This is a genomic window from Streptomyces sp. PTY087I2 (assembly GCF_001687325.1).
GTDB lineage: Bacteria > Actinomycetota > Actinomycetes > Streptomycetales > Streptomycetaceae > Streptomyces.
On record NZ_LZRD01000006.1, the window covers coordinates 100,212 to 116,031 of the forward strand.

The following is a 15,820-nucleotide window of genomic DNA, read 5'->3' on the forward strand; positions in this document are numbered from 1 at the left end:
ATGAGCACCCACCGCGAACGCCTGCCGCTGACCGAAGCCCAGCTCGGTCTCTGGTCAGCGCAGCGAATCGATCCGGCGAACCCCGTGTATCTCACCGCGGAGTACGTCGAGTTGACGGGACCCCTGGACGAGCGGGCGTTCGCGGAAGCCGTGACCCGGGCCGTCGGCGAGGCCGACGGGCTCTCCGTACGCTTCACGGCCGACGGCGACGACATCCACCAGGAGACCGGCGCGGTCGCCCCGGCCGGACCCGAACTCCTCGACCTCCGCACCGCCGACGACCCGCACGACACCGCCCTGGCCTGGATGGAGGAGGAACGCTCCACCCCGGCCGACATGGAGCACGGCCCGCTCTACCGGCACGCCCTGCTGCGCACCGGCGACCGGCGGTGGCTGTGGTACCACCGCTGCCACCACATCCTCCTCGACGCCTACGGCTACGCCCGCCTCGCCGAACGCGTCGCCGAGCTCTACGGCCACGCATGTGCGGGCACCCGGCCGCCCGCTCCATCGTTCGGCACCCTCCGCGACGCGATCGAGGAGGACCAGCGCTACACGGACTCCGAACAGCACGCGCTCGACGCCCGGTTCTGGCAGGACCTGATGGCCGACCGGCCGCACCCGCCGACCCCGGCCCGCACCGCACCCAGCCGTATCCCGCCCCGCTTCCTGCGCAGCCGCCTCACCCTCGGGGCCGAAGACGCCGAACGGCTCGCCGCCTTCGCCCAGCGGTCCCGCGCCACCTGGCCCGAGGCCGTGACCGCCGCCTGGGCGCTCTACCTGACCCGGCTCACCAACACGCCCGAAGCCGTCATCGGCTCGCCCGTCAGCAACCGCACGGGCAGCGTCCTCGCCCGCACTCCCGTCACCGCCGTCAACGTCGTCCCGCTCCGGGTCGCCGTCGACGAACGGGAAGCGGTCGGCGACCTCCTGCGCCGCATCACCCGCACCCTGCGCCGCCAGCGCCGGCACCAGCGGTACCGGGGCGAGCAACTCCGGCGTGACCTCCAGCTGTTGGGCCACGGCAGACGGCTCGTCGGCCCCCAGCTGAATATCAAGCCGTTCACCACGGACCTCGCCTTCGGCGACTGCCGGGGCGCGGTGCACTCGCTGGCCGCCGGAGCCGTCGAGGACCTCAACGTCACCGTGAGCGACCGGGGCGGCCCGGACACCGGCCTCACCGGCCTCGACCTCGTCCTGGACGGCAATCCCGACCTGTACGGGCCCGAGGAGCCGGCCACGCACCTGCGCCGTTTCGCCACCCTTCTGGACCGGCTTTCCCGCGCGGAGCCCGACCTCCCGGCGGGCCGCGTCGGCTACCTGGACGAGGCCGAACAGCGACGCGTGCTGGAGGAGTTCAACGCTCCCGCCGACGAGGCCGCTGAAGGCGTTCCGGCCCCGGGCCTCGCCGAGGGCTTCGCGGCGCAGGCCCGCCGCACCCCGCACGCGCCCGCCCTCCGCTGCGGCGACGCCGTCGTCACGTACGCGGAGCTGGCGGACCGCGCCGACCGCCTGGCTTCGGTCCTCCGGGCCCGGGGTGCGGGCCGGGGCAGCCTGATCGCCGTCGCCCTTCCCCGGGGCGAAGCGCTCCTGGTCGCGCTGCTGGCCGTGGCGTCGGCGGGAGCCGCGTACGTACCGCTGGACCCGCGCTACCCGGCAGACCGCCTGCGGTACATGCTGGCGGACAGCCGGCCCCTGCTGCTGGTCACGGACCGGGCCCACCCCTGGGGCGGCGGGCTGCCGCTGCTCACGGTGGCCCCGGACGGCACGGTCGGGGGCGGGGGACCGGAGGCCGACGACTCGGCCCGGGGAGCGGAGGGCGTCGGCTCGGCCCCGGGAGCGGAGACCGAGGCCGACGGCCCGGCAGCATCGGGACAGGCCCACCCGGGCGACCCCGCCTATGTCATCTACACCTCCGGTTCCACCGGCCGCCCCAAGGGCGTCGTGGTGCCCCGCCTCGCCCTCGACAACCTCCTGGCCGCCATGGGCCGACTGCTCGACCTGTCCGGCGAGGACCGTCTGCTCGCGGTCACCACCGTCTCCTTCGACATCGCCGCCCTCGAACTCTTCGTCCCGCTCCTCGGCGGGGCCACCGTCGTGCTCGCGGCCGACGACGACGTACGCGACCCCTTCGCGCTCGCCGGGCTCATCCGGTCGACCGCGCCCACGGTCATGCAGGCCACCCCCTCCCTCTGGCGCGTCCTCGCCGACGCCGACCCGGACGCGCTGGGCGGTCTGCGGGCGCTCAGCGGGGGAGAGCCGCTGCCCGCCGACCTGGCGGACACCCTGACCCGGCACGCGAACGGTCTCGTCAACCTGTACGGGCCGACCGAGACCACCATCTGGTCCACCGCGGCCGTCCTCGACCGCGGGGAGCCGCCGCACGTCGGCCGCCCCGTCCGCCGCACCCGCGCCTACGTCCTGGACCGCACCCTCACCCCCGCCCCCGTCGGCGTGACCGGCGAACTGCACCTCGCTGGAGACGGGGTCGCCGACGGCTACTCCGGCCGGCCCGCGCTCACCGCCGAACGCTTCGTCGCCGACCCCTACGGCCCGCCCGGCAGCCGGATGTACCGGACCGGGGACCTGGCCCGGTTCCGCGACGACGGCACCCTGGAGGTGCTGGGCCGCGCCGACCACCAGGTGAAGATCCGCGGGCACCGCGTGGAGCCGGGCGAGATCGAGGCCGCGCTCCTGGCGCACCCCTCGGTCGCGGAGGCCGCCGTGACCGCTGTCCCGACGCCGGGCGGCGACCTGACCCTCGCCGCGTACTGCGTACTCGTCCGTACGGGGCAGGGGGCCGCGCGTACGGAGAACGAGCCCGTCGCCGAGGTTGGAGCAGGCAGCGACGGTCTCTGGGCCGAGCCCCTACGCGCCGCGCTCGCCGAGCAGCTGCCCGAACACCTGGTGCCCGGCCACTTCGTGGCGCTGGACCGGCTGCCGCTGACCCCGAACGGCAAGACCGACCGGGCCGCGCTGCCCGCCGTCGGGACCGCCGCCCGCCCCGTACCCGGACGGGCTCCGAGGCCCGGAGCGGAGGCGCTGCTGTGCGAGCTGTACGCCGACGTGCTCGGCCACGGCTCCGTGGCGCCCGACGACGACTTCTTCCTCCTCGGCGGCCACTCGCTGTCCGCAGCCCGCCTGGTGACCGCGCTCCGTTCCCGTACCGGGGCCGAACTCCCCGTACGCGCCCTGTTCGACGCGTCCACCCCGGCCCGCCTGGCCCCCGTCCTGGAAGCGGCCGAGGCCGCCCGGCGGTCGGCCGGGGCGCCGCCTCCGCTGGTCCGACGGCCCCGCCCCGAGCGGCCGCCGCTCTCCTTCGGGCAGCGGCGGCTGTGGTTCCTCGCCCAGAGCCATGGCGAGGACGGCTCGTACAACATCCCCCTCGCCCTGGACATCGCGGGCCGGCTCGACCCGGACGCCCTGCGCCGCGCACTGGCCGACATCGCAGCCCGCCACGAGATCCTGCGCACCGTGCTGCCTGTTCAGGGCGGGGAGGCCTGGCAGCGCGTGCTGGACATCGCGTCGGCCGAGCCCGCGCTCACCGAAGTCGCCGTGCCCGAGGCGGAACTGGCCGACCGCATCGCCGCCGAGGCCGCGAGGCCGTTCGCCGTCGAGCGCGAAACACCGTGGCGCGCAGTGCTGTTCACGCCCGAGCGGGAGAACGGGAAGCCCGTCCGGCAGACCCTGCTGCTCGTCCTGCACCACATCGCCGCCGACGAGTGGTCGCTGCCGTCCCTCCTCGACGACCTCGCCGCCGCCTACACCGCCCGCCTCTCCGGCGCCGCCCCCTTGCTGCCGCGCCTGCCCGTGGACCACGCCGACTTCACCCTCTGGCAGCGCGACGCCGTGGCCGCGAGCGAAGACGTGGACGCGGACTACTGGCGCACCCTGCTGAGCGGCGCACCCGAACAGCTGACCCTGCCCTGGGCCCGGCCCCGGCCCGACCGTACCGGCGGCCCCGCCCGTACCCACGACTTCGTCCTCGACGCCGAACTGCACCAGCGCGTCCGGGCGTTGGCCCGGCGGACCCGCACCACGACCTTCATGGTCCTGCACGCCGCGTTCGCCGCCACCCTCTCCCAGCTCGGCTGCGGCGACGACCTCGTCATCGGCACACCCGTCGCGGGACGCGACGACGAAGCGCTCCGCGACAGCGTCGGGTTCTTCATCAACACCCTGCCGCTGCGCACCACTCTGCACGGCTCACCGAGCTTCCTCGACCTGCTGGCCCGCACCAGGGACGACGATCTCGCCGCCCTCGCCCACCAGCGCCTCCCGCTGGAGCGCATCGTCGCCGAGGTCAACCCGCCCCGCCTGCCGGGCGTGAGCCCCCTGTTCCAGGTGCTGTTCGCCGTACGGGAGGAGTTCCCCGACCGGCCCGTGCTGCCCGGGCAGACCGGGCGGCCCCGCCTCGTCGCGACCGGGGCCGCCAAGTTCGACCTCCAGTGCACCATCAGCGAGGACCCCGCCACCGGCCGGGCGACCGGGCAGCTCGAATACCGCACCGACCTCTGGGACGCCTCCGCCGCCGACCGGTTCACCGCTGCCCTGCTCAACGTTCTCGACCAGGCCACCGCCGCCCCGGAACGCCCCGTCGCCACACTGCGGACGGCCTCCGGCGCGGTCGTGACGCCCGAGCCGCGCTTCGTCCCGGCCACATCGCCCGCCGAGCTGTGCGCCGCCCAGGCCGCCCGCACTCCCTCCCGTACCGCACTGATCTGCGGGGCCGACGAGATCAGTTACGCGGAACTCGACGAGCGCGCCGCCCGGTTGGCCCGGCTGCTTGCCGAACGCGGTGCGCGCCCCGGTGTCCTGGTGGGCGTCAGCCTGCCCCGGAACGCCGACCTCCTCGTCACCCTGCTCGCCGTCGGCCGGACCGGGGCCGCCTACCTCCCCGTCGACCCCGACTTCCCGCCCGACCGCATCCGGATGCTGCTGGCCGACGCCGCACCGGCCCTCCTCGTCACCGACCGGGCCACCGCCGACTCCCTCGAAGCGGATCCGCGCACCGCCCTCCTCCTGGACGACCCCGCCACCGTGCGCGCCGCCGCCGACGCCGTACCGCTCGCACCCCGGCCCGCCCACGGCGACGCGCCCGCCTACGTCATCCACACCTCGGGCTCCACCGGCCGCCCCAAGGGGGTGGTCGTCACGCGGGCCGCCGTCGTCAACTTCCTGCTCTGCCTCGCCGACACCCTGGATTTCCGGGGCTCCGAGCGGCTCCTCGCCGTCACCACCGTCGGCTTCGACATCGCCGTCCTCGAACTGTTCCTGCCCCTGATCACCGGAGGCACGGTCGTCCTCGCCGACCGGGAACAGGTCCGTGACCCCGCCCTCCTCGCCGGGCTCATCGACACCGCCCGCCCCACCGTCATGCAGGCCACACCCTCCCTGTGGCGGTCCCTGCTGGACGCCCGGCCCGATGCGGTGGACGGGCTGCTCGCTCTCGCCGGCGGCGAAGCCCTCGCCCCCGACCTCGCCCGGCGGCTCATCGCCCACGGGGCCCGACTCGTCAACCTCTACGGACCCACCGAGACCACCATCTGGTCCACCGCGGGCGCCCTCGACGCGACGGCCGCCGAGGCCCCGCACATCGGGACGCCGCTGTGGAACACCCGCGCCCTGGTCCTCGGCCGAGGCCTGGTTCCGGTGCCCGCCGGAGTGACCGGTGAGCTGTATCTCGCGGGCGACGGACTGGCGTTGGGCTATCTGGGCCGCCCGGGGCAGACCGCCGAACGCTTCACCGCCGAGCCCGGCGGACCGCCCGGGGCCCGCATGTACCGCACCGGCGACCTCGCCCGGCTGCGCACCGACGGCACCCTGGAGATCGTCGGCCGCGCGGACCACCAGGTGAAGATCCGCGGCCACCGCATCGAACCCGGCGAAGTCGCCGCCGCACTCCGCGCCCACCCGGCGGTCGAGGACGCGGCCGTCATCGCCCACCAGGGCCCCGCCGACCCCACGCCCCGCCTCGTCGCCTACCTCACCGGGCTCACCGGCACCCCCGAAACCCGGGCGACCACGGCCGCCCGGGTCCGCGAGGAGCTGCGCACCGTGCTGCCCGGCCACCTCGTCCCGGACCTCTGCCTCCCGCTCGACGCCCTCCCGCTCACCCCCAACGGCAAGCTCGACCGCAACGCCCTGCCCGTGCCCCGCCCCGCCGCCGCACCCACCGGACGCGCCCCTGCCGGACAGCGCGAGGAACTGCTCGCCGCACTCTTCGCCGAACTCCTCGGCCTCGAACAGGTCAGCGCCGAAGCCGACTTCTTCGCCCTCGGCGGACACTCCCTGCTCGCCGCCCGGCTGGCCACCCGAGCCGCCGACGTGCTGGGACACCCGATCCCCGTCCGGCAGATCTTCGACACCCCGACCGTCGCCGCGCTCGCCGCCCGGTCGGCGCCCCCGGGCACCCTCCTGCCCGCACTCCAACAGACCGTCCATGACAGCCCGTTGCCCCTCTCGCCCGCCCAAGCGCGGCTGTGGTTCCTGAGCAGCCTCCAGCCCGGCCCCGCCTACCACCTGCCCTTCGTCCTCACCCTCACCGGCGAGGTCGACCACGAGGCCCTGACCGCCGCCGTCGGAGACCTCGCCGCGCGCCACTCCGTCCTGCGCACCGTGTTCCCCGAGGCCGACGGGGAGCCGACCCAGCGCGTCCTGGACCAGGTCGACGCCGTGCGGCTCCGGACCGTGCAAAGCCGGGAGGAAGCAGAGGAGTTGCTGGGTGCGCTGAGTGCCGAGCCCTTCGACCTCGCCACCGAACCGCCCTTCCGCGTCACCGTCCTGACGGAGCCCGACCGCACCACCGTCCTGCTTCTGATCCACCACATCGCCGCCGACGAATGGTCCGTCGAACCGCTGCTCACCGATCTGTCCGCCGCCTACCGCGCCCGGCTCGCCGGGAACGCCCCCGACCTGCCGCCGCTCACCGTGCACTACACGGACTACGCCCACTGGCAGCGCACCCTCCTCGACCAAGGTCACCTCGGCGACCAGGCCGACTTCTGGCGGCGGACGCTCCACGGCGCACCCGCCGTCCTCGACCTGCCCACCGACCGCCCCCGGCCCGAAACCCCCAGCGGACGCGGCGGGTTCGTCCCCTTCGCCCTCCCCGACGAGGTCGCCTCCGGGCTGCGCTCCTTGGCCGCCGACGCCGGAGTGACCCCGTTCATGGTCACCCAGGCGGCCCTGTGTTCCCTGCTCGCCGGACTCGGGGCCGGGGACGACATCCCCCTCGGCGTGCCCACCGCCGGCCGGGGCGAGCGCAGTACGGAAGACCTCATCGGCTTCTTCGTGAACACGCTCGTCCTGCGCACCGATCTCTCCGGCGACCCGACCTTCCGTGAACTCCTCGGCCGAGTCAGGGCGGTGGACCTCGACGCCTTCGACCACGCGGAACTGCCCTTCGAGCGGGTCGTTGAGGAGCTGAACCCCGAACGCGGGGCGGCCAACCCGCTGTTCCAGGTGATGCTGACGTACCAGAACCGCACCCCGGTCCCGTTCGCCGCACCCGGTATCGACGACGCCGCGTTCACCCTGCGGGAGACGGACACCGCGAAGTTCGACCTCATCGTCGGGTTCACCGACCATCTCTCCGGCGGCACCGTCGACGGGGCGATCAACTACAGCGCCGACCTGTTCGACGCCGCCACCGTCCGCACCCTCGCCGACCGGCTGGTGACGGTCCTGTCCCGCGCGGTCGCCCACCCCGACACGTCGATCGGCTCGCTCGGCGTCCTCGTCGCGGGGGAGGAGGACACTCTCCTGCGCGGCTGGAACCCCACCGGTGACCACCACGGCACCCCGTCCGTCCTCGACCGCTTCGCCCGCGCTGCCGCCGACCACCCCGACGCCCCCGCCCTCACCCACGACGGCGACTCCCTCACGTACGCCGAACTCGACTTCCGTACCAACGCGTTGGCTCGGCTACTCCTGTCGTACGGCATCGGCCCCGAGGACCGGGTCGCGCTGCTGCTGCCCCGCTCGGCGACGCTCGTCGAAGCGGTCCTCGCCGTCGCCAAGACCGGGGCGGCGTACGTCCCCGTCGACCCCGCGTACCCCCAGGACCGCATCGCCTGGACCCTCCAGGACGCCGCCCCCGCCCTCGTCCTCACCGACACCCTGACCGCCGGCCGCACCCCCGCCACCTGCACCGCACCCGTACTCGTCCTCGATGACCCGACTACCAACGACAGTTGGCGGCGACAGACGGACCGGCCGGTCACCGACGCCGAACGCCCCTCGCCGCTCCGCCAGGACAACGCCGCCTACCTCATCTACACCTCGGGCTCCACCGGCCGCCCCAAGGGTGTCGTCGTCACCGGACGCAACCTCGCCCGCCTCTTCGACGCCACCGCCGAGGACGCGTTCGGCCCCGACGACGTCTGGACCCTCGTCCACTCCTACGCCTTCGACTTCTCCGTCTGGGAGATGTGGGGCGCCCTCCTCCACGGCGGCCGTCTCGTCGTCGTCCCGCACACCGTCACCCGGTCACCGGACGACTTCCTGAACCTGCTGCACCGCGAGCGCGTCACCGTCCTCAACCAGACCCCGTCCGCCTGCTACCAGCTCACCGAAGCGCTCACCGCCCCCGGCTCGCCCGGCATCCCGCCCGCCCTGCGGCTGATCGTCCTCGGCGGCGAGGCGCTGGACCCCGCCCGCCTCGCCCCCTGGCTCCGGACGCCCGACGCGCCCCGCGTGGTCAACATGTACGGGATCACCGAGACCACCGTCCACGTCACCACCCACGACCTCACTCCCGACACTCTGGTCCCGGGCACCAGTCCCGTCGGCCGGGCCATCGACGACCTGCGGCTCTACGTCCTGGACCGGCGGCTGCGGCCCGTGCCGCCGGGTGTCACCGGTGAGCTGTACGTCGCCGGGGCCGGGCTCTCCCGCGGCTACCGGGGACGCCATGTGCTGACCGCCGAGCGCTTCGTCGCCGACCCGTTCGGGGCGCCCGGCACCCGGATGTACCGCAGTGGCGACCTCGCCCGCTGGTCCGCCGACGGCACCCTCCACTACCTGGGCCGGGCCGACAGCCAGGTGTCCCTGCGCGGGTTCCGCATCGAGACCGCCGAGATCGAGACCGTGCTGTGCGACACGGGCGGGGCCCGCGCCGCCGCCGTCCTCCTGCGCGAGGACCTGCCCACCGGGCCCGGCCTCGTCGCCTACACCACGGGCGGCATTGCGGCCGCCGACCTGCGCGCCGCGTGCACGGGGCGGCTGCCCGACTACATGGTCCCGACCGCGTTCGTCTCCCTGGACCGGCTGCCTCTGACCGCCAACGGCAAGCTCGACCGGGCCGCCCTGCCCCTCCCGGACGCCGCCGACACCGGGGAGCAGCCGCCCACCGGACGCGCCCCCCGCACCGCACAGGAACGCCTCGTCGCCCGGCTCTACGGCGAAGTCCTCGGCCGCGCCCCCGTCGCCGTGGACGAGGACTTCTTCGCCCTCGGCGGCCACTCCCTGCTGGTCACCCGCCTCGCCGGACGAGTGCGCACGGAACTCGGCCTCGACGTCCCCGTACGGACCCTCTTCGAAGCCGCCACCGTCGCCGCACTGGCGGCCCGGCTCACCGGACTGACCCGCACGTCGGACACCCGTGTGCCCGCGCTCGCCCCCGCCCCGGCGCGACCCGACCGGCTCCCGCTGTCGCCCGCCCAGGCCCGGCTGTGGTTCCTCCACCGGCTCGGCGGATCCGCCGTCACCTACGCCGTACCGCTGCTGCTGCGGCTGCACGGGCCCGTCGACGAGGACGCTCTCGGGCGGGCGCTCACCGCCCTCACCCGACGCCACGAGATCCTGCGCACCTGCTACCCCGAGCACGAGGGACGCCCGGTCCAGCAAGTGCTGCCCGAGGCCGCCCCCGTACCCCTGACCGCTGTGCACCTGGACGGAGAAAGCGCCGAGGACGCGGCACGCCGGCTCGCCACCGACCCCTTCGACCTGGCCGACCGGCCCCCGCTCCGCGCCCACCTGCTCACCGGACCCGGCGGCGAGCGGGCCCTGCTGCTCGTGGTCCACCACATCGCCTACGACGAGGCCTCCACCGAACCCCTCGTACGGGACCTCGCCCAGCTGTACGCCACCAAACTCGACCCGGACCACACCCCGCTCGCCCCGCCCGCTCTCCAGTACGCCGACTACACCCTCTGGCACCAGCAGGCCACCGCCGCCCGGGAGGACGGGCTGCTGGCCTACTGGCGCACCGCACTCGCCGGAGCGCCCGAGGAGATCGCCCTGCCCCTGGACCGGGCCCGCCCGCCGGAGGTCGACGAACGCGGGGACTCCGTGGAGTTCACCCTGCCCGCCGCCACCCACCGGGCCGCCGAGCGGGTCGCCCGGGGCAACGGCGCGACCCTCTTCATGGTGCTCCAGTCCGCCCTGGCCGTTCTGCTCTCCGCGCACGGGGCGGGCCACGACCTGCCCATCGGCACCACGCTCAGCGGCCGGGGCGAACCCGCCCTGGAAGAACTGCCGGGACTCATCGCCAACACCGTTGTCCTGCGCACCGACACCTCCGGCAGCCCCACCTTCGCCGAACTCCTCGCGCGGGTCCGCGCGGTCGACCTCGACGCCTTCGACCACGGCGACCTGCCCTTCGAACGGCTCGTCGACGCCCTCGCCCCGCAGCGCTCGCTCTCCCGCCACCCGCTCTTCCAGGTCGCCCTGATCCACCAGAACGCCCCGGACCGCACCCACCCCTTCGGGCCCGGCACCGTCACGGCGGAACTCGTCGAGACCCGCGCCGCGAAGTTCGACCTCACACTCGCCGTCATCGAGGAACCCGGAACGTACGGGCTGCGCGCCGCCCTCAACTACCGCACCGCCCTCTTCGACCGCCCGACCGTCGAAGCCCTGGCGACACGGCTCACCGCCCTGCTCGAACGGCTCTGCGCCGAGCCCGAACTGCCCGTGAACCACAGGCATGTTCTGGACGAGACGGAGACGCGGCGCGTGCTCACCACCTCCACCGGTCCCGAAGTCGCCCTGCCGGAGCGGACCTTGGTGGACCTGGTACGCGAACAGGTCGCCCGTACCCCCGCCGCCGAGGCCCTGCGCGACGGGGTCCGCAGCTGGAGCTACGGCGAGTTCGACACGGACGCCGACCGGCTCGCCGGACTCCTCGCCGAGCGCGGCGTGGGGCGCGGCGACACCGTCGCGGTCGCCCTGCCGCGCTCCGCCGAACTCGTCATCGCCGTCCACGCCGTGCAGCGCGCCGGAGCCGCTTACCTGCCGCTCGACCCGGCCCAGCCGGCCGCCCGCATCACGTCCCAACTCCAGGACGGGGGAGCGGTCCTGCTGATCACCGATCCCGCCGTGCCCCTGCCCGAGAACGTTGTCGACGGCCTGCCGGTCCTCGACATCACCGCCGACGAAGTGCCCCGCTTCACCACCGTTCCCGACGCGCCCCGCCCCGGCGACCCCGCCTACCTCCTCTTCACCTCCGGCTCCACCGGCCGCCCCAAGGGGGTCTGTGTCCCGCACAGCGCCGTCGCCAACCGACTCCGCTGGGCCCAGGACACCTACCGGCTCACCGAGGACGACCGGGTCCTCCTCAAGACCCCGGCGACCTTCGACGTATCCGTCTGGGAACTCTTCTGGCCGCTGCTCGCCGGCGCCACCCTCGTCACCGCGGGGCCCGACGACCACCGCGACCCGACCGCCCTCGCCCGGCTGCTGCGCCAACACCGCATCACCACCGTCCACTTCGTGCCGTCGATGCTCACCGCCTTCTCCGGCGTCGCCGTCCCCGACGACTGCGCCTCCCTGCGCCGTGTCCTCGCCAGCGGCGAAACCCTCACCCCGGCAGCCGCCGACGGACTGCTGCGACTCGCCCCGCACACCGAACTGCACAACCTCTACGGGCCGACCGAGGCCGCCGTCGACGTCACCGCCCACCCCGTCACCACCACCGACATCGCCTCGGGACACATCCCCATCGGCCGGCCGGTGTGGAACACCACCACCCTCGTCCTGGACGAGTGGCTGCGCCCGGCCCCGCCCGGCGCACCTGGCGAGCTGTACCTCGCCGGAGCCCAACTGGCGTACGGCTACCACAATCGCGCCGCCCTCACCGCGTCGCGGTTCGTCGCCGACCCGTACGGCCCGCCCGGGGCCCGCCTCTACCGCACCGGCGACCTGGCCCGGCTGCGGGCGGCGGACGGGAAGCTGGAGCACCTCGGGCGCGTCGACGACCAGATCAAGCTGCGCGGTCAGCGCATCGAACCCGGCGAGATCCGGGCCGCGCTCGACGCCCACCCCGAGGTCGCCGGCAGCGCGGTGGTGGCCCACGAGGACACGGCCACCGGTACCACCCACCTGATCGGCTACGTCGTCCTCCGTACGGGAGACGGCACCGCGCTCCCGGCCGGCCTGGACGAACACCTCGCCGCCCGGCTCCCCGCCCACCTCGTCCCCACCGCCCTGATGCCGCTGCCCGCCCTCCCCGTCACCGCCAACGGCAAGCTCGACCGCGCCGCCCTCCCGGCACCCCGCCTGGTCTCCTCGGCCACCCGCATCGCACCGCGCACGGACGAGGAGCGCCGCCTCGCCGCCCTCTTCGCCGAACTCCTGCGGACCGAACACATCGGCGTCGACGACAGCTTCTTCGCCCTGGGAGGGGACAGCATCCTGTCCATCCAACTCGTCGGCGCGGCCCGCAAGGCCGGGCTCGTCTTCACCCCGCAGGACGTCTTCCGCCACCGGACCGTCAGCGGCCTGCTCGCCGTCGCCGAACGCGCCACCCCGGACGCCGGGACGCCCGCCGGGCAGCCTGAAACCCCGGGCGGTGGCGAATCCGGCCGGCTCACCCCGCTCCAGGAGGGCTTGCTGTTCCTCTCCCAGTACGACGGACCGGAGGCCACCGGCACCGGCGGCGACCCGCTCGACGTCTACCACGTCCAGGTCGTCATCCGCCTCACCGACGACCTCGACGCGGACCGCCTCCGTCACGCGCTGCGCACCGTCGTACGCCGCCACGCCCCGCTGCGCACCGCGTTCATCGGTGAGGAGGGCGGCTGGACCCAGCGCGTACACGCCGACGTCGAGCCGGAGTTCGAGGAACTGGACCTGCGCCGCCGCAAGCCGAAGGAGCAGGACCGGCGCGCCGTGCGACGGGCCGGAGACGACCGCCGCCGACGCTTCGACCTGTCGGCTCCACCGCTGCTGCGTACCACGCTCATCCGCCGCTCGGATGCCTGCGAACTGGTCCTCACCGGGCACCATCTGGTCCTCGACGGCTGGTCGTTGCCGCTGCTCGTCCGCGAACTCCTGCACGCGTACGCGGACATCGAACTGCCTGCCCCGCCCGCCTACCCGCTCCACCGCGCCTGGCTCGACGCCCAGGACGAGAAGGGCGCCGCCGAGGCCTGGCGCACGGCGCTGGAAGGCGTCACCGAACCCACCCGGCTCGTCCCCGACGACCCCGGCGAGCAGGAACTCCCCGACGAGTACACGGTGCTGCTCGGCGCCGAACTGACCGACCGGCTCGCGGCGTTCGCCCGGGAACGGGAGCTGACCCTGAGCACCCTCACCCAGACGGTGTGGGGGCTGGTGCTGAGCGCTCACACCGGACGGCGCGACGTCGTCTTCGGCACGGTCGTCTCCGGCCGGCCCGCCGAAGTGCCCGGAGTGACGGACATGATCGGCCTGTTCGTCAACACCGTCCCCGTACGCATCACCGTGCGCCCCGAGGAAACGCTCGCCGCTCTCGCGGCCCGCGTACAGGACGAGTTCGCCGCCCTGCTGCCCCACCACCATCTGGGCCTCGCCGCCATCCAGCGCGCCGCCGGACACGGCGTTCTCTTCGACACCCTCACCGCGCTGGAGAACTACCCGGCCGACGGCGTCCCCGCGCTCGCCGAGGCCACCGGGCTCAACCTGGAGGAGATCCGGGGCCGGGACGCCACCCACTACCCGCTGACCTTCGCCGCCGTGCCCGGCGAACGGCTCACCCTGCGCCTCACCTACCGCCCGGCGGCCGTCACCCCCGCACGCGCGGAGGAACTCGCCGCACGCGTCGAACACCTGCTGCGGACACTCGTCGCCGCCCCGGACACCCGCATCGCCGCGCTGGACCCGCTGACGGACCCGGAACGGGACGCGCTCGCCGCACACCGCGCCGGACCGCCGGCCCCGGCCGCCCGCAGCTGGGCGGAGCTCTTCGCCGAACAGTGCGCCCGCAGGCCGGACGCCGTGGCCGTGGACGCGCCGGACGAGTCTCTGACGTACGCCGAACTCAACGGGAGAGCATGGGAGTTGGGTGGCTCGCTCCATGACTCCGGGATCCGTCCCGGGGAGCTCGTCGCGGTGATCCTGCCGCGCTCCGTCGACCTGGTCGTGGCCCAGCTCGCCGTCCAGCAGGTCGGCGCCGCCCATCTGCCCATCGACCCGGACTACCCCGAGGACCGGATCGCCGCGATGCTCCAGGACGCCCGCCCGGCGGGGATCCTCACGCACGGTGCGCTCGCCGACCGTTATCCGGACGCGCTCCTGACCGACGCACCAATACGTCCTGGGGGCGTGCCGGCCCCGGACGCCGCCGTCACCCCCGACCACCCCGCGTACGTCATCTTCACCTCGGGCTCCACCGGCCGCCCCAAGGGGGTGATCACCCCGCACCGGGGCCTCGCCGCCCTCGCCACCGCGCAGGCGGAGCGGCTGGGCATCGACGACGGCAGCCGGGTCCTCCAGCTGGCCTCCCCGTCCTTCGACGCCTCCGTCATGGAGACGCTGATGGCCCTGGCGACCGGCGCGACCCTCGTCGTCCCCGAACCCGGACCGCTCGCCGGACCGCTCCTCGGCGAGACGATCGCCCGGCGTCGCGTCAGCCACGCCCTGATCCCGCCCACCGCCCTCACCGGGCTCGAACCGGACGGGCTCGACTGCCTGCGCACCCTGATCGTCGGCGGCGAGGCGTGCACCGCCCCGCTGACCGCCCGCTGGGCACCCGGCCGCCGCATGGTCAACGCCTACGGGCCCACCGAGGCCACCGCCTGCGTCACCATGAGCGCGCCCCTCCTACCCGGCGCGACCCCGCCCATCGGCACCCCGTTGCACGGCGTACGCGCGCATGTCCTGGACACCCTGCTCCGGCCCGTACCGCCCGGCGCGACCGGCGAACTGTATGTGGCCGGGCCCGGCGTCGCCCACGGCTACCTGGGCCGCCCGGGGCTGACCGCCGAACGCTTCACCGCCGAGCCCGGCGGCCCGCCCGGCAGCCGCATGTACCGCACCGGCGACCTGGTCTCCCGTACGCCGGACGGCTCCCTGCTGTACCACGGGCGCGCCGACGACCAGGTGAAGGTCCGGGGCTTCCGGGTCGAGCCCGGCGAGATCGTCGCCGCGCTCCAGGCCCGCCCGGAGATCCGCGCGGCGGCCGTCGTACTCCGCCAGGACGACCCGGCGGGGCCGCGCCGGCTGGTGGCCTACCTGGTCCCGGCGGGGGACTCGGCGGCCGGGGTCGACCCGGCCGACCTGCGCACCGCCCTCGCTCGCGTCCTGCCCGACCACATGGTGCCCAGCGCCTTCGTGACTGTTCCCGGGCTGCCCGTCACCGCCAACGGCAAGCTCGACCACGACGCCCTGCCCGCCCCCGACTTCGGCGCGGCCACCGGCGACACCGCCCTCGAAGGGCCGGTGGAGGAGACGTTGGCCGCGCTCTTCGCCGAGGTACTGGCCCTGCCCTCGGTGGGCGCGGAGGACAGCTTCTTCACCCTCGGCGGCGACAGCATCCTCTCCATGCAGCTGGTGGCCCGCGCCCGCGCCGCCGGGCTGCGCCTCACCCCGCGCGAGGTCTTCGAGCAGACCTCGGTCC

The 15,820-nt window shown here is 74.6% G+C and carries 1 protein-coding gene (running past one end of the window); it reads left to right on the forward strand.

Annotation, left to right across the window (positions count from 1 at the left end):
- Nucleotides 1-15,820, forward strand: the 5' portion of a protein-coding gene (locus tag A3Q37_RS08030; protein WP_065479827.1) for a non-ribosomal peptide synthetase. The gene runs 1,541 nt beyond the window's last position; 15,820 of the gene's 17,361 nt are visible here — the first part of the coding sequence; its start codon is at nucleotides 1-3; the stop codon falls past the right edge of the window.